The sequence below is a fragment of the Nitrobacter sp. Nb-311A genome, from assembly GCF_000152905.1.
In the GTDB taxonomy this organism is placed as follows: domain Bacteria; phylum Pseudomonadota; class Alphaproteobacteria; order Rhizobiales; family Xanthobacteraceae; genus Nitrobacter.
In genome coordinates this window covers 156,682-173,285 of sequence record NZ_CH672419.1, presented here as the reverse complement: position 1 = coordinate 173,285, position 16,604 = coordinate 156,682, and the positions used below count along the sequence as shown (strand labels likewise).

Here is a 16,604-nt window from a genome sequence, read left to right as displayed (position 1 = left end):
CCTATCAATTCTACTTTGGAACCAGCATGACCGAGTCCCAAAAACCTTCAACAAGTGCTAATCCCCTCGCATAAAAATCGTCCTACGTCTTAACGGCTTAGAGCAAATTCTGGTGCAAATCTAACTCCAGTTTGCGGATAAATGTTACGGCGCCGGTAGATTTTCGCTCACCAGGGCGGACGAGCACCGAGTCGACTGGAGGGCCAGGGTGGCCAAGACGGTCCTGATTGTGGAAGACAACGAGCTCAACATGAAGCTCTTCCGCGATCTGTTGGAAGCTCACGGGTACCACACGTCGGGGACCAGCAACGGTTTCGAGGCGCTCGATCTGGTTCGTAAACTTCGCCCCGATCTCGTTCTCATGGATATTCAGTTGCCGCAGGTGTCCGGTCTCGATGTCACGCGTTGGATCAAAGACGATCCGGAACTGCGCGGGATCCCTGTGGTTGCGGTGACGGCGTTTGCGATGAAGGGCGACGAGGAACGTATCCGCGAGGGCGGCTGCGAGGCTTACCTATCGAAGCCGATTTCGGTCGGCAAGTTCATCGAGACCGTCCGCCGGTTCGTGGGTTGAGGAGACAAGTGTGTCTGCGCGTGTCCTGGTCGTCGACGACATCCCCGCCAATGTCCGGCTCCTGGAAGCACGATTGTCTGCGGAGTATTTCGACGTCATAACCGCGTCCAATGGCGCGCAAGCACTGGAGACCTGCGCCCGCGCCGAGTGCGACATCATCCTTCTCGATGTGATGATGCCTGACATGGACGGTTTTGAAGTCTGCCGTCGTCTGAAGGCTAACCCGGCGACCCATTTCATCCCGGTGGTGATGGTCACAGCGCTGGACAGTCCATCGGACCGCGTGCGCGGGCTTGAAGCCGGCGCCGATGACTTCCTGACCAAGCCGGTATCGGATGTGGTGTTGACCGCAAGGGTCCGTTCGTTGACGCGCTTGAAGATGATGACCGACGAACTGCGCATGCGGGCCATAACCTCGCTCGAAATCGGCGTGCAGGCGCCGGAGCGTGAGGCGGTTGACGATAGCGGGAAGGGCGGTCGTATCCTGTTGGTCGATGATCGCCCCTCGTCTTATGAGCGGTTGGCCTCGATGCTGAGCGCCGAACACGCCATTGATATCGAACCCGACCCCTCCGAGGCTCTGTTTCGTGCCGCCGAAAGCAATTACGATCTCCTTATCGTCTCGCTCGGGCTGGAAAATTTCGACGGCTTGCGGTTGTGCAGCCAGGCGCGCTCGCTGGAACGGACGCGACACGTTCCGATTCTGGCGGTTGCTGATGTTGACGACAACGGTCGCTTGCTGCGCGGCCTCGAGATCGGCGTCAATGACTATCTGCTGCTGCCGATCGACAAGAACGAGTTGCTCGCCCGCGCGCGCACGCAAGTCCGCAGGCGCCGCTACACCGTTCACTTGCGTGATAATATGCAGAGTTCGATCGAAATGGCCGTCACGGACGGACTGACCGGGCTGCACAACCGACGTTATATGGAAAGCCATCTGGCGACGTTGGCCGAGCAGGCCTCGCTGCGTGGCAAACCATTAGCGCTCATGATGCTTGATATAGATTACTTCAAGTCGATCAATGATAGCTACGGTCATGATGCCGGTGACGATGTTCTGCGCGAGTTCGCGCTTCGAATCCGCAAAGCCATTCGAGGCATTGATCTTGCCTGCCGTTATGGTGGAGAGGAATTTGTGGTTGTGATGCCGGAGACCGATCTGCATGTCGCCGGCAGGGTGGCCGAACGTCTGCGCCGCGCGATTGCCGGTGAAACGTTCTCCGTCCACAAAGGGACGAAGCGGCTCAAGGTGACGATCTCGATCGGATTGTCGATCCTGGAGCGGAAAGGGGAGTCCGTCTCCGACGCTCTCAAGCGCGCCGATGTTGCGCTTTACCGCGCCAAGCATGACGGCCGAAACCGCGTCGTGGCGGAGGCGGCTTGATGTCGGCAACCCGAGTTTCACTGAGCAGTTCGCACGATCGGACGCTCACATCCGTGCAAAACACGCTCAGCGTTCTGGCGTTCTCGGCGCCGTAAAACACGCAGCGCATGGCGATCCCGGCAGGATTCGAACCTGCAACCCGCGGAGTAGAAATCCGCTACTCTATCCAGTTGAGCTACGGGACCGTTAAGGCTTCTCCTCACCGCAATATGAAAAAACCGCGTTCACGCCAAGTCCCGATCCGAACCATTTCGATGGGGCGGGCGACGAACACGGGCGTTCCATTCATCTCGAGTGACCTGTACAGACGCCTCGTACGGACAGTCCGATGGATCGAGATTCGATGGTGCTGGCCTTGTACTGTAACAATACGCCGTAAGGCAATGAATGTATTATATTTTGGTGTGTTTCCTAGCGTAAATGGTGCGATTCTGATATTCACATCCCATTCAGGCCCGTGTCACGCAGTTAAACGAATGACCAATAGTGAATATAAGCTGTAGGTGGAGTGTTGGCAGCACGACCGAGTCCCGGACTCGCGGCTTAGGGATTACGAGTGCCAAAATTCAACTCGGCAGCACAGCGCAGAACGGACCCGGAAACATAAGCGGCATTTGCGCGCAGGGAGCATTTTATGATCAGGGTGGTTCGTGCCGTAGCTCTCTGTGCGACCTTGCTCATCGGGCTCGGGTCAAGCCTCCAGGCGGCGGATAAAGCCTTCAAGCGCGATGACCTCGCCGATGCGGCGATCAAGCTCGAAGCGCAGATCAAGAGCGAAGCCGGCGCCGTCGCCAAATCGAGCCCCACGTTGCGCGCCGATGCCGACGCGGCTTTCAAACGAGCCGATTTTCGCAGCGGTCTTCAAATACTCGGCCAGATCGCGACCGTCGCACCGAACGACAGCGGCAACTGGTTGCGCCTGGCGCACACGATTTTCCAGATCAAGCCCGCCACCAGTCAGGAGCAGACCTTTTTGCTGGAGCGGGCGTCCACCGCCGCCTATCTGGCCTATCAGCGGGCCAGCGATTCTGCGGCCGAGGCTGATGCATTAGCCGTTCTCGGTCGCGCGTTTTCGGACCGGAAGCTGTGGCGGCCGGCCCTCGACACATTGCGGCTCTCGCTCGATCTGCGCGAGGTCGCCAGCGTTCGCGAACAATACGAAAAAATGCGGGACGACCACGGTTTCCGGTTGCTCGATTACACGGTGGATTCGGATTCGGCATCGCCTCGGGTCTGTTTCCAGTTCTCCGAGGATCTCGCCAAGAGGACCGACTTCTCACCGTTCGTCGCGCTCGCCGGAACCGACCGGCCGGCGCTGTCCTCGGAGGACAGACAACTCTGTGTCGAAGGTCTCAAGCACGGTGAACGCTACAATATCCATTTGCGCGCCGGGCTGCCCTCGACCGTGAAGGAGGGTCTGCCGAAATCCGCTGAATTCAACGTCTATGTCCGCGACCGAAAGCCCTTCGTTCGCTTCACCGGGCGGGCCTACGTGCTGCCGCGGGTTGGCCAGCGCGGCATTCCGCTGGTCAGCGTCAATACCCAGGCGGTGACCGTCGAGGTCTTCCGGATCGGTGACCGCAATCTCATCAATACCGTTGTCGACAGCGATTTTCAGAAGACGCTCAGCGGCTATCAGTTGTTCGATCTCGGCAACGAACGCGGGATGAAGGTCTGGTCGGGCGAGGTGACGACGGCGTCCACGCTGAACGCCGATGTGACGACCGCGTTCCCGGTCGACGAGGCGCTCGGAAACCTCCAGCCCGGGGTCTATGTGATGACGGCCGCGCCCAAGGGTCCGGCTCCGGCGGACGAGGGGGAGTCCGGTTCGCTGGCGACTCAGTGGTTCATCGTCTCGGACCTGGGCGTGACCGCCTATTCGGGCAACGATGGCATCCACGTTTTCGTCAATTCGCTTGCGACAACCGATGCTGTGGACCAGGCGGAAGTCCGCCTGGTCGCACGGAACAATGAAATCCTTGCAACCCGGAAAACGGATGCATCCGGCCACGCGCTGTTCGAGCCGGGACTGGCGCGAGGCGAAGGAGGGCAGTCGCCTGCGCTGCTGACGGTCAGCACCGACAAGGCCGATTATGCATTCCTCAGCCTGAAGTCGAATGCATTCGATCTGACCGATCGCGGCGTTTCGGGCCGCGCCGTGCCATCGGGAGCCGACGCCTTCGTTTATGCGGAGCGCGGCGTCTATCGCTCCGGGGAGACTGTGTATCTCACGGCGTTAGTACGGGACGGGCAGGGTAACGCCGTGGCCGGCGGGCCGTTGACGCTGGTGATCGAACGGCCCGACGGCGTCGAGTTCCGCCGCGCAGTCCTGTCGGATCAGGGCGCGGGCGGACGAAGCCTGACCCTGCCGCTCAATTCAGCGGTGCCGACCGGGACCTGGCGGGTTCGCGCGTTCACGGACCCGAAAGGACCGTCGGTCGGCGAAACCACTTTCATGGTCGAGGACTATGTCCCCGATCGGATCGAATTCGATTTAACAACAAAGGCGAAACAGATCGCGGCTGATGCTCCGGTCGAACTTAAGGTCGACGGCCGATTCCTCTATGGCGCTCCCGCATCCGGCCTGCAACTCGAAGGCGATCTGGTGGTTACGCCCGCCGAGAGCCGTCCGGGGTATGCAGGATATCAGTTTGGCGTGCGCGACAACGAGGCGGCCAGTAACGAGCGCACGCCGATCGAGAATCTGCCGGAAGCCGATGCAAATGGCGTCGCCAGTTTTCCGGTCAGTCTCGCCAGGCCGTCGCTTTCGGGCGAGCCGCAGGAAGCGCAGATCTTCGTTCGTATGACGGAAGCCGGCGGCCGCGCGGTTGAGCGGAAAATCGTGCTTCCAGTGCAACCGTCCGGCGCCATGATCGGCGTCAGACCATTGTTCGCGGACAAGAACGTTGCGGATGGCGACAAGGCCAGCTTCGATGTCGTCTTTGTCGCGCCGGACGGAACATCGCTTGCTCGCAAGGGTCTGCGCTACGAACTGCTCAAGCTGGAAAGTCGCTATCAATGGTATCGTCAGAATTCGTATTGGGAATTCGAGCCGGTGAAGTCGACCAGGCGGGTTGCCGACGGCGATCTCTCGATTGCCGCCGACAAGCCTGCACGGATCGAACTTTCTCCGCAGCCGGGCCGCTACCGGCTGGATGTCAAGTCATCCGATCCGAACGGACCGCTGACATCCGTTCAATTTGACGTCGGCTGGTATTCTGACGGCAGCGCCGACACGCCTGACCTGCTGGAAACCTCGATCGACAAGCCGGATTACCAGTCCGGCGACACCATGGTCGTGTCGGTCAACGCCCGGACCGCCGGTAAGCTCACGATCAATGTTCTCGGCGACCGGCTGTTGACCACCAAAACCAGTGAGGTCAAGGAAGGCACCTCGCGAGTCAAAATTCCGATCGGCAAGGACTGGGGCACCGGAGCCTATGTGGTGGCGACGCTGCGGCGGCCGCTCGATGTCGCCGCGCAGCGGATGCCCGGCCGCGCGATCGGCATCAAATGGTTCGGCATCGACAGGACCACGCGCACGCTTTCGGTCAACCTCTCGCCGCCGGAATTGGCGCGACCATCGACACCGCTGAAGCTACCGGTGAAGATCGGTGGTCTAAGTCCCGGCGAAGACGCCAAGATCGTGGTTGCCGCCGTTGACGTCGGCATTCTCAATCTCACCAATTACAAGCCGCCCGCGCCTGACGACTACTATCTCCGCCAGCGTCGCATGACGTCTGAAATCCGCGATCTCTACGGGCAACTGATCGACGGCATGCAAGGCACGCGCGGCCAGCTCAGGACCGGCGGCGATTTCGCGGGAGCGGAGTTGCAGGGCAGCCCGCCGACGCAGAAGCCGCTGGCGCTCTATTCGGGCATCGTCACGGTGGCCGCGGACGGCACGGCCGAAGTCAGCTTCGACATTCCGGAATTCGCAGGCACCGCCCGCGTGATGGCGGTCGCCTGGACTGCGACCAAGCTCGGACGTGCGACCGTTGATGTCACGGTGCGCGACCCGGTGGTGCTGACGGCAACCCTGCCGCGCTTTCTGTTGACCGGCGATCAGGGCACGATGAGCTTCGATCTCGACAATGTCGAAGGTCCGCCCGGCGACTACACCATCACCGTCAAGACCTCGGGGCCGGTGAAGGTGGCTGGCGATGCCACGACCACGATCAGGCTCGCGGCCAGGCAGCGCAGCTCGACGGCGCTGACGCTTGATACCGCGGGCTCCGCCGGATCTGCCCACCTCGACATCGATATCGAGGGTCCTGACGGCCTGATGCTGGCCCGGCACTATGATCTCGACGTCAGGCCCGCGACCCAACTCCTGGCGCGCCGCTCTGTCCGAACGCTGGCAAAGGGCGAGAGCCTGACGCTGACCTCGGACATGTTCTCCGACCTCGTGGCGGGGACGGGAGGAGTATCGATGTCCGTCGGACTGTCCTCGGCGCTGGACGCGGCAAGTGTCCTGAAGGCGCTCGATCGTTATCCCTTCGGCTGCTCCGAGCAGATCGCCAGCCGGGCTATGCCGCTGCTCTATGTCAACGATCTCGCGGCTGAAGCGCATCTCGCGATGGATACCAGTGTCGAGGATCGCATCAAGAGCTCGATCGATCGGCTGCTGGCCAGGCAAGGCTCGAATGGTTCGTTCGGCCTGTGGTCATCCGGCGGCGAGGATTCCTGGCTCGACGCCTACGTCACGGACTTCCTGACCCGCGCGCGAGAGAAGGGCTTCTCCGTCCCCGACCTCCAGTTCACGAGCGCGCTCGACCGTATCCGCAACTCGGTGGTGAATGCAGCCGAGCCGGAGAAGGACGGCGGCCGCAACCTGGCTTACGGGCTCTACGTTCTCGCCAGGAACGGCGCCGCCCCGATAGGAGATTTGCGTTATCTCGCTGATACGAAGCTGAACAATCTGGCGACGCCGATCGCCAAGGCGCAACTCGCCGCGGCGCTTGCGCTGGTCGGTGACAGGGCGCGGGCAGAGCGCGTTTATGCTGCTGCGGCGGAAAGTCTGGCGCCCAAACCGGCACTCGAATTCGGCCGCGCTGACTACGGCTCAGCGCTGCGCGATGCTGCGGCGCTGGTTTCGCTCGCGAGCGAGGGCAACGCTCCGCGGGCCACGCTCACGCAAGCGGTGCAGCGGGTGGAGGTGGCTCGCGGGTTGACGGCCTCGACCTCGACGCAGGAGAACGCGTGGCTGGTCCTGGCGGCGAGGGCGCTTGCGAAGGAAACAATGTCGCTCAATGTCAACGGTGCGTCCCTCAAAGCCGCGCTTTATCGCAGCTACAAGGCCGCCGAGATGACCGACAAGCCGGTCAAGATCACCAACACCGGCGAGGCGCCGGTACAGGCGGTGATTTCCGTGACCGGCGCGCCCTCCACTCCCGAACCGGCCGTCTCGAACGGCTTCGTGATCGAGCGTAACTATTTCAATCTCGACGGAACGCCCGCGGATCCGAGCCGGGCCACGCAGAACGAGCGGTTCGCTGTGGTTCTCAGGATCACCGAAACCAAGCCGGAATACGGCCACATCATGGTGGCCGACTATCTTCCGGCAGGATTCGAAATCGACAATCCTCATCTGGTTTCGTCCGGCGACACCGGCACGCTCGACTGGATCGAAGACGGTAAGGAGCCGGTCAGCACCGAATTCCGCGACGATCGGTTCACCGCCGCCGTCGATCGCGCCGCCAGCGACAAGGCGGTGTTCACCGTGGCCTATGTTGTGCGCGCTGTATCACCCGGCAAATACGTTCTTCCGCAAGCATACGTGGAAGACATGTACAATCCATCGCGCTACGGCCGCACCGGCACCGGCCGCGTCGAGGTGCGTTCGGCGAAATGACCATGCCCGACAGCCCTGCAATGCCCTTGCAACCGCATCGGTGGCGGCGGGTGAAGCTGGTGGCGGCAGTCCTTGCGATGCTCGCAATGGTAATCACCGGTGCGGTTGCAAGCTGGATCGTTTCGTTGGGACCTCTGCCGCTGGCGGCGACGCGCGAGGTCTCGACCATCGTGCTCGACCGCAACGGCAAATTGCTGCGCGCATTCGCCATGGCCGACGGCCGTTGGCGATTGCCGGTCGATGCCAGGACCGACGTCGATCCCCGATATCTCAACGTGCTGCTGGGGTATGAAGATCAGCGATTCTATTCGCACCGGGGCGTCGACCCGCTCGCACTTGGCCGCGCGGCGCTGCAACTTTTGACCCGTGGTCGCATCGTCTCCGGCGGTTCAACCATCACCATGCAGCTTGCCCGGCTGATCGAGCCACGCCGGCGACGCTCAATGTATGCCAAACTGCATCAGATCGTTCGCGCGTTCCAACTCGAGCACGAACTCTCCAAGAATGAAATACTCAATCTGTATCTGACGCTCGCGCCGTTCGGCGGAAATCTCGAAGGTATTCGCGCGGCGACCCTTGCCTATTTCGGCAAGGAGCCGAAGCGGCTGTCGCTGGCAGAGTCGGCTCTGCTGGTGGCCTTGCCTCAATCGCCGGAACGGCGGCGCCTCGACAGACATCCTGCCGCCGCGCGCGCGGCCCGCGACCGTGTGCTCATGCGCATGGTTGAGGACGCGCGCATTGCCGCCGAAGATGCCGAGCGGGCCATGGCGGTCCCGGTTATGCGGAAACGCCGACCATTTCCGATGCTGGCGCCGCATTCGGCGGATCAGGCGCTGGCCACCCACAAAAATTTGAGCCGCATCAGGCTGACGCTGGAGTCCGGATTACAGCGGCAGCTCGAAGCGCTGGCGCACGACCGCGCGGCTGCACTCGGGCCGGACATTTCGGTCGGTATCGTCGCGGTGGACAACGTAACCGGCGATGTGATGGCCCATGTCGGCTCCGCGGATTATTTCAACGAGCGGTTGGCCGGGCAGGTGGACATGACGCGGGCGGTACGCTCGCCGGGATCGACCTTGAAGCCGTTCATCTATGGGCTGGCGTTCGAAGACGGGCTGGTCCATCCGGATAGCCTGATCGACGATCGCCCGGTCCGGTTTGGCAACTACGCGCCGGAAAACTTCGATATGACATTTCAGGGCACCGTCCCGGTGCGCCGGGCTCTGCAATTATCGCTCAACGTTCCGGCAATCGAACTGCTCGACCGCGTCGGCGCCAGCCGATTGTCGTCGCGGCTGAAACAGGCGGGCGCCAGTCTGGTGCTCCCCAAGGATGAGGCTCCGGGTCTCGCGATGGGATTGGGCGGCGTCGGCGTGACGCTCCTCGACCTGGTGCAGGTTTATTCCGGCATTCCCAGGCTGGGCAGCGTGATGCCTTTGCGCGAAATCGAGCACGGCGACTCCGGCGGCCGCGAGCCTTTGCGGTTGCTGGATGCCGTCGCCGCCTGGCAGATCAGCAATGTCCTTTTGGGAACGCCGCCGCCGGAAAACGCTGTCCGGAACCGGATCGCTTTCAAGACCGGCACAAGCTACGGTTATCGCGATGCGTGGTCCGTTGGCTTTGACGGCCGCATGACCATCGGCGTTTGGGTCGGACGCCCTGACGGTGCGCCGGTTCCCGGTCTTATCGGACGCGTGGCGGCTGCGCCCATTCTGTTTGATGCCTTCGCTCGCACCGGCAGGCTGCCTGCGCCGCTGCCCAAGGCTCCGCGCGGAACCCTCACCGTCACCAATAATGCAAAACTTCCGCTTCCCTTGAGGCGGTTTCGTTCGGCCGGTGAATTCATCCGGACTGGCGATAACGGGCGCAGGCTCCGTATCCAGTTTCCGTTGAATGGCTCGCGGATCGATGCCGGGGCAGGGCAGGGAACGCTGTCTCCGCTGCCGGTGAAGGTGACGGGAGGCAGCCTGCCGATGACAATGCTGGTCAACGGGAAGGCTATCGGAGTGATCGACGGCCGTCGTCAGCGGATGATCGACCCTCCCGGGCCGGGTTTCGTCCGGCTGACGGTGATGGACGCGGCTGGCACCGCGGACACAGTTACAGTCAGAATTCAATAGTGGCCGGCCAAGCGGTTGTCCCTGCCTCAGGTTCAGCGTATGCGGAATCCCATGGCCGAGACTTTTCCCCGTCCCCGATTTGGACAGCCGCGTGAGCCGAAAAACCCGCTGGGTACGGGACGGGGTCTGGCGAACGTGATCGACTTTGTCTCCGCCAATCATATCAGATCGGTGCTGTTTCTGACGATCGTCGGTCTGCTGTTCTTTCTGCCTGGTTTTTTCAACATCCCGCCAATAGACCGCGACGAGGCCCGTTTCGCCCAGGCGACCAAACAGATGGTCGAGACCGGCGACTTCGTCGACATCCGCTTTCAGGGCGAAGTGCGGTACAAGAAACCGGTCGGCATTTACTGGCTACAGGCAGCCGCCGTCGAGACGGCGTCATCTCTCGGCCTGCCGCGCGCGCAGATTCGCATCTGGCTCTATCGTGTGCCCTCTCTGATCGGTGCGATCGGCGCGGTGCTTTTGACCTATTGGGCCGCGCTGGCGTTTATAACCAGACGGGGCGCTGTTTTGGCCGGACTGATCATGTGCAGTTCGGTCCTGCTGGGAGTGGAAGCGCGGCTCGCAAAGACGGATGCGATGCTGTTGCTGACCATTGTGGCGGCGATGGGTGCGCTTGCGCGAATCTATCTGTCATCCCGGCGGCGCGAGAATCCCGAGCATCCGTCCTGGATACATCCGGCGATCTTCTGGACCGCGCTCGCGGGGGGAGTTTTGCTGAAAGGTCCGTTGATCCTGATGTTCGTGGGATTGACGATCGGGACCGTCGCCATTCTCGATCGCTCCGCATCATGGCTGTGGCGGCTGCGATCCGTCTGGGGGCTGATGTGGATGTCTGTCCTCGTCATGCCGTGGTTCGTTGCGATCTTCCTCCGCGCCGGCGATACGTTTTTCACCGACTCGATCGGCGGCGATATGCTGAGCAAGCTCGCGGCTCAGGAATCGCATGGAGCGCCGCCCGGCACCTACTTCCTGCTATTCTGGATTACGTTCTGGCCCGGCGCAGCGCTCGCGGGATTGGCGGCGCCCGCGGTCTGGCGCATGCGGCGGGAGCCGGAAGTGCGGTTTCTGCTAGCGTGGCTGGTTCCCTCATGGATCGTGTTTGAACTCGTATTGACGAAACTTCCGCATTATGTGCTGCCGCTATATCCTGCGGTCGCGATCTTGTCGGTTTGGGCGCTGGAGCGTCGTCTCCTTTCCCAATCATGGCTCACCAAGGGCACGGCATGGTGGTTTGCCATCCCCGCGATGACTCTCGTGCTCGCGATCATCGCGACCATAACCCTAACGCGCCAGCCGGTTTTCCTGGCGTGGCCGTTCGCCGCGGCGGCGTTGATCTCCGGACTGTTCGCCTGGTGGCTTTACGATGATTATAACGCGGAACGCTCCCTGCTGAATGCGGTTCTCGCGGCGCTGTTCCTGAGCGCCTCCGTCTATGGGATCATCGTCGCGGCGCTGACGCCATTGTTCCCAAGTCCCGAAGTCGCACGCGCGCTGCGAAACGTCGAGTGTATCGGGCCGAAGGCAGCAGCGGCTGGCTACCATGAGCCAAGTCTGGTCTTCATGACGGGAACGTCGACGCTGCTGACCGACGGCTCCGGGGCCGCCGATTTTCTCCGCCATGGAAGTTGCCGGTTTGCGCTTGTCGAATCCCGTTCCGAGCGGGCCTTCGCGCAACGCGCCGAGGCGATCGGGTTGCGCTACAACGTTGCGACCCGAATCGATGGTTTTAACTTCTCGCAGGGCAAGACGATTTCAATCGCCATCTTCCGCTCTGAGGGGACGCGTTAATGTCCATCAGCACGACCGCGCCGACAGTTTCCATTGTTGTGCCTGTGCGTAACGAGGCGGACAATATCGCGCCCTTGATCGATGAGATTGCTGCGGCGCTCGACGGCCGATGGGATTACGAAATTGTCTATGTCGACGACGGCTCCACTGACGCGACCGCCGCGCGGTTGACCGCGATCATGGCCAATCGCGGGACCGTGCGCCAGATTCGCCACGAAACGTCATCGGGTCAATCTGCGGCGGTTCGAACCGGGGTGCGGGCCGCACGCGCCTCGATCGTTGCGACGCTGGATGGCGACGGTCAGAACAATCCGGAATTTCTGCCGGCACTCATAATCGCGATCGAGAAGGGCGAGGGGCGTATTGGTCTTGCCGCCGGCCAACGCGTCGGCCGCAAGGATACCGGCTTCAAGAAATTTCAATCGCGAATCGCGAACAAGGTGCGAAGCTGGGTGCTGAGTGACGGAACGCGCGACACCGGTTGCGGGCTAAAGGCTTTTCGGCGGGAGGTGTTTCTGTCCCTCCCTTATTTCGACGGCCTGCACCGGTTTCTCCCGGCGCTGGTGCGTCGAGAGGGCTATGACGTCACCTATGTCGACGTAACCGACCGGCCGCGACGGTCGGGCGTTTCGAATTACGGATTCTTCGATCGTCTATGGATCGGAATCATTGACCTCGCCGGAGTGTGGTGGTTGATCCGCCGTAAGAAATCGACGCCCGTCGCAACCGAGGTTATGCGTCATGACTGACACTGTCGAGATGCTGACGAACTATTTCTACGATGTGTTCGTAACTAATTTCGACGGCTGGGTCGTTCTCGGTTTCGTTGCGCAGGGTCTCTTCACCATGCGGTTCGTCGTGCAATGGATTGCATCCGAACGGGCGCGAAAAAGCGTAATCCCCGTGGCGTTCTGGTTCTTCTCAATAGGAGGAGGAACTCTTCTTCTGGTTTACGCCCTCTATCGGCGAGACCCGGTATTCATCGCCGGCCAGGCTCTCGGGCTCATTGTTTATTTTCGCAACGTGTATTTCATCATTCTCAATGGACGCCAATCATCGACGTAAAGAGAAACACGACGGCGCGGAATGGTTCATTGCCGGGCGTTGAAGGCTTCAAATCCCCGTGCGAGATCGGCTTTGAGATCGTCCACGTTCTCAAGGCCGATGTGTAACCGCAGCGTCGGTCCGCCCGGCTCCCACTTTGTCGCGGTCCGATACAAAGCGCAGTCGAAGGGAATGATGAGGCTTTCGAAGCCACCCCACGAGTAACCCATTCCAAACAGTTTCAGCGCATCGAGCAGCGCATCGACCGCTTGTTGTGGCGCGGGCTTCAGGACAATGCTGAACAAGCCCGATGCACCGGTGAAGTCCCTTTTCCAGATCGCGTGGCCGGGATCGTCCTGCAATGAGGGATACAGAATTCTCGCAACTTCCGGCCGCTGCGCGAGCCAATGCGCGATATCGGTCGCGGCCTGCTGGTGATGATGAAGCCTCACCGCAAGGGTGCGTAATCCGCGAAGGGCCAGAAACACGTCGTCGGGACCGACGCACAGGCCGAGCAGTTTGATGGTTTCGATGAGCGCCGGCCACGCCTTGGCATTGGCGGCAACGGTTCCGAACATAATGTCGGAGTGTCCTCCGATGTACTTGGTCGCAGCCTGGATGCTGATGTCCACGCCTTGTTCGAGCGCGCGGCGGAAGAGGGGAGTTGCCCACGTATTGTCGTCGATCACAAGCGCTCCGCGGGCGTGTGCCGCGGCAGCGATCGCCGGAACGTCCGGCATCTCCAAAGACTGAGAGCCTGGAGCCTCAACCATTACCGCGCGGGTTTCCGGCAGGAACAGCGCGGCGATCCCCGAGCCGATCAGTGGGTCGAAATAGGTGGTTTCGACTCCGTAGCGCGCCAGCACCCCATCGCAGAATTGTCGCGTAGGGCGATAAACATTGTCGCAGACGAGAACATGATCGCCGGCCTTCAGCACGGACAACAGCGCTGCGGAAATCGCAGACACCCCCGATGGAACGAGGCCCACGCCTGCGCAATGCGAGCCTTCCAATGTCGCCAACGCATCCTGCAACGCGCGGGTTGAAGGAGTGCCGAACCGTCCGTACTGGAATTCCCCCCGATGGGCGTGAAGGTCGCCGGCAGTCGGATAAAGGACGGTCGACCCGCGGACAATGGGAGGATTGACGAATCCTTTCTGCGACTCGGTGTCTCGACCGGAAACGACCAGTCGGGTTTCCGCCCGAAGCGAATCCGTGGATCTGTCGCCTTTCGAGAAGGTCATATCCTCGCCGCTGATAAACGAGGCATTTTGCCGCTAACGCCTGCCTCGAAACTTGCCGGATCTTAGGTCCAGAGTGGTTGGGTAGTAACAGGAAGGGAAAGCCACTCGTCAACCCCGCGCGTCGCGGAGCCCGTCAAATTAAAACCCCGCTGGCAGCCTATATCTGCTAGTGGCTCCTTGATACCAACCCTCGCAAGGAGACTCGCTGAACGGATGCGCATGCTAGAGTCCGGCGCAAGAGCAGCTTTCGAGCGAAGTGGACACCGGCTCGCGTGAAGAAAACGCGTCAGATCAAAATCTGAGAGCCCCACTTCTGACTCAATCAGAAGCGGAAAGGCTTTCGTCGTTTCGTGATGGAATTCAACCCACCGCCGACCATAAAGAGCCGCTGGAGCTTCCATCTGTTCTCAACCACGGTTGATCGACAAAGGTCCGTCTTTGGCCCGATTCTGGTGGGAGAAGCGAATCGACAGGCCGCACTCAAACGAGCGATTCAACGGCACAAATTGACAATCAATTGACTTCTTGAAAGGCATTGCCATGAAATGCGTACTTGCTGCCATTCTCGCTATCGCTGCTGGTATTTCATTACAACCGGCAACCGCGCAGGAATCCGCGAAGGCGAAGACAACGCTCGACGTAGTCAAGGAACGGGGCGTGCTGTCGTGTGGCGTCACTCAGGGGTTACCGGGGTTCTCCACCCCTGACGACAAAGGAAACTGGACCGGCCTTGACGTCGACATCTGCCGCGCAATCGCGGCAGTCGTGTTTAACGATCCGAGCAAGGTCAAGTTTGTCCCGCTATCCGCCAAAGACCGGTTTATAGCTCTGCAGTGGGGCGAAATAGATGTGCTGTCGCGCGATACATCATGGACGCTCTCACGCGATACCTCGCTTGGAGGAAATTTCACCGGCGTGACTTACTACGACGGACAAGGCTTCCTTGTCAGGAAATCTCTCAAGGTGAATTCGGCGCTGGAATTGAATAGCGCATCCGTCTGCGTCCAGACCGGCACCACGAGCGAACAGAATCTCGCCGATTACTTCAAGAGCAATAAGATGAAATACGAGGTTATCGCGTTCGGCACGGCCGACGAGACCTTAAAGGCCTACGAATCCGGCCGGTGCGATGTGTTTACGTCGGATATTTCACAGCTCTACGCCCAGCGGTTGAAACTCCTCAATCCCGCCGATCATGCGGTTCTGCCGGAGGTGATCTCGAAGGAGCCGCTCGGGCCGATGGTTCGTCAAGGCGATGACCAGTGGTTCGATATCGTCAAATGGACGCTGTTCGCGATGATCAACGCCGAAGAGCTCGGTATCACGCAGAAGAACGTCGACGAAAAGGCTAAATCGGAAAACCCGGAAATCAAGCGCGTTCTTGGGACCGACGGCAATTTCGGCGAGCAGCTCGGCGTAACCAAAGATTGGGTTTCGCGCATCATCAAGGCCGTTGGCAACTATGGCGAAGCGTTCGATCGCAATGTCGGCGCCGGATCCCCGCTTGGAATCACACGAGGACTCAACAGGCTCTGGAATCAGGGTGGCATTCAGTACGCGCCACCGATCCGCTAGTGTGGTGGTTCAGAAGCTCGCCTTACCTTTCCTGCGGGTCCTTCAAGTGGGCTTCTGAACCTAAGCCGCACGAGATTCATGGAGCTTGTGTCCTTTTGAATCCGACGTTCTCCAAGGAGGGTGCTGCAAAATGAGACGAACTTCGGATTCGGGACACTGACGTCCATGCCGGGAAGGGCCGTCAAGTCCCGAAAACCGCCGTTGCAATTTTTCCTCCGGCTACGACGTGCGCTTGGCGGGCGGGCAGGGTGGGGCGGGCTTGCGTTGCAGGCGTTGTTCATCGTTGTGCTAACGTGGGCCGGCTATGAGATCGTGGCCAACGCCAAAGGAAATCTGGAAGCGCAACATATCGCATCCGGGCTTGGCTTCATGTCAAATACCGCGGGCTTCGGCGTCAGCCAGACCCTGCTCCCATACTCCGAGACCGATAGCTACACCCGCGTTTTTCTTGTTGGCCTTGTGAACACGCTGGTCGTCGCCGCAGTGGGAATTTTCTTTGCAACGGTCATCGGCTTCTTGGTGGCGCTCGGCCGGTTGTCGCCGAACTGGTTGATATCCCGCATTGCCGGCGGCTATGTGGAACTGGTTCGAAACCTGCCCTTACTGTTTCAGATTCTGTTCTGGTATCTCGCGGTGTTGAGTACACTTCCGAGTCCGAAGCAAAGCATCTCGGTCTTTGACGGCATTTTTCTCAGTAATCGCGGTCTCGTGATCCCCAAGCCTGTCGGATACGAGGGGCTGATCGCGTTCATCATGGCGGTCGTGGTTGCGATCATCGGCTGCATGATGCTGCGGAATCGATCCCGTCGCGGGTTGTTTCGAAGTGGACGGGCGCTGGTCGTGTGGCCATACGCCCTTGGCCTGTTGATCGGTCTTCCTGCCGCGGCGATGGTCATTTTCGGTGTTCCCTTTACGTTCGAAATGCCGGTCCTCAAGGGATTCAATTTCGTTGGCGGCGCGCATCTGATCCCGGAGTTTGTCGCGCTGGCGATTGCGCTCTCGACATATACGGCTG

10 protein-coding genes and 1 tRNA gene are annotated in these 16,604 nt (G+C 60.7%); 9 read left to right on the top strand and 2 right to left on the bottom strand.

The window, feature by feature from the left end:
* Positions 1–208: 208 nt before the first annotated feature.
* Both NB311A_RS15595 and NB311A_RS15590 read left to right on the top strand, forming a co-directional pair.
* Positions 209–574, top strand: coding sequence for a response regulator (locus NB311A_RS15595; RefSeq protein WP_009799451.1), 366 nt, complete (start codon positions 209–211; stop codon positions 572–574).
* Positions 575–584: 10 nt separating this feature from the next.
* Positions 585–1,958, top strand: a complete 1,374-nt coding sequence (locus tag NB311A_RS15590) for a PleD family two-component system response regulator (RefSeq protein ID WP_009799450.1) — start codon at positions 585–587, stop codon at positions 1,956–1,958.
* 108 nt (positions 1,959–2,066) lie between these two features.
* Here NB311A_RS15590 and NB311A_RS15585 read toward each other — a convergent pair.
* Positions 2,067–2,143, bottom strand: a tRNA-Arg gene (locus tag NB311A_RS15585).
* A gap of 449 nt (positions 2,144–2,592) precedes the next feature.
* Here NB311A_RS15585 and NB311A_RS15580 point away from each other — a divergent pair.
* From NB311A_RS15580 to NB311A_RS15560, 5 genes are read left to right on the top strand one after another with little or no spacing between them, the layout of a single operon-like run.
* On the top strand, positions 2,593–7,812 hold the full coding sequence (locus NB311A_RS15580; protein WP_009799449.1) for an alpha-2-macroglobulin: 5,220 nt from the start codon (positions 2,593–2,595) through the stop codon (positions 7,810–7,812).
* On the top strand, positions 7,809–9,932 hold the full coding sequence (pbpC, locus tag NB311A_RS15575) for a penicillin-binding protein 1C (RefSeq protein WP_009799448.1): 2,124 nt from the start codon (positions 7,809–7,811) through the stop codon (positions 9,930–9,932). The genes NB311A_RS15580 and pbpC overlap by 4 nt, the downstream gene beginning before the upstream one ends.
* Before the next feature lie 51 nt (positions 9,933–9,983).
* The gene (locus tag NB311A_RS15570; RefSeq protein WP_040675538.1) at positions 9,984–11,726 is read left to right on the top strand and encodes a glycosyltransferase family 39 protein; all 1,743 of its coding nucleotides are present in this window, start codon (positions 9,984–9,986) and stop codon (positions 11,724–11,726) included.
* The gene (locus NB311A_RS15565; RefSeq protein WP_009799446.1) at positions 11,726–12,475 is read left to right on the top strand and encodes a glycosyltransferase family 2 protein; all 750 of its coding nucleotides are present in this window, start codon (positions 11,726–11,728) and stop codon (positions 12,473–12,475) included. Before NB311A_RS15570 ends, NB311A_RS15565 begins: the two co-directional genes overlap by 1 nt.
* A complete protein-coding gene (locus NB311A_RS15560) occupies positions 12,468–12,791 on the top strand; it encodes a lipid-A-disaccharide synthase N-terminal domain-containing protein (protein WP_009799445.1) in 324 nt (107 codons plus the stop codon). Before NB311A_RS15565 ends, NB311A_RS15560 begins: the two co-directional genes overlap by 8 nt.
* A 26-nt stretch (positions 12,792–12,817) precedes the next feature.
* Here the strand turns inward: NB311A_RS15560 and metC are convergent, their stop codons facing one another.
* A complete protein-coding gene (gene metC / locus NB311A_RS15555; protein ID WP_009799444.1) occupies positions 12,818–14,014 on the bottom strand; it encodes a cystathionine beta-lyase in 1,197 nt (398 codons plus the stop codon).
* Positions 14,015–14,554: 540 nt separating this feature from the next.
* Between metC and NB311A_RS15550 the strand changes: the two genes are divergently transcribed.
* Together NB311A_RS15550 and NB311A_RS15545 are read left to right on the top strand one after the other, a co-directional pair.
* Complete coding sequence (locus NB311A_RS15550; protein WP_009799443.1) at positions 14,555–15,589, top strand: amino acid ABC transporter substrate-binding protein; 1,035 nt, start codon at positions 14,555–14,557, stop codon at positions 15,587–15,589.
* A 165-nt stretch (positions 15,590–15,754) separates the two neighbouring features.
* Positions 15,755–16,604: ABC transporter permease subunit (locus NB311A_RS15545; RefSeq protein ID WP_040675620.1), on the top strand; the 850-nt coding region annotated here is incomplete at its 3' end.

What these genes read in the sequence shown, in the direction of transcription:
- NB311A_RS15580 (WP_009799449.1), top strand. Translation starts at nt 2,593, where the DNA reads ATGATCAGGGTGGTTCGTGCCGTAGCTCTCTGTGCGACCTTGCTCATC.
- pbpC (WP_009799448.1), top strand. Translation starts at nt 7,809, where the DNA reads ATGACCATGCCCGACAGCCCTGCAATGCCCTTGCAACCGCATCGGTGG.
- NB311A_RS15570 (WP_040675538.1), top strand. Translation starts at nt 9,984, where the DNA reads ATGGCCGAGACTTTTCCCCGTCCCCGATTTGGACAGCCGCGTGAGCCG.
- NB311A_RS15565 (WP_009799446.1), top strand. Translation starts at nt 11,726, where the DNA reads ATGTCCATCAGCACGACCGCGCCGACAGTTTCCATTGTTGTGCCTGTG.
- NB311A_RS15560 (WP_009799445.1), top strand. Translation starts at nt 12,468, where the DNA reads ATGACTGACACTGTCGAGATGCTGACGAACTATTTCTACGATGTGTTC.
- metC (WP_009799444.1), bottom strand. Translation starts at nt 14,014, where the DNA reads ATGACCTTCTCGAAAGGCGACAGATCCACGGATTCGCTTCGGGCGGAA.
- NB311A_RS15550 (WP_009799443.1), top strand. Translation starts at nt 14,555, where the DNA reads ATGAAATGCGTACTTGCTGCCATTCTCGCTATCGCTGCTGGTATTTCA.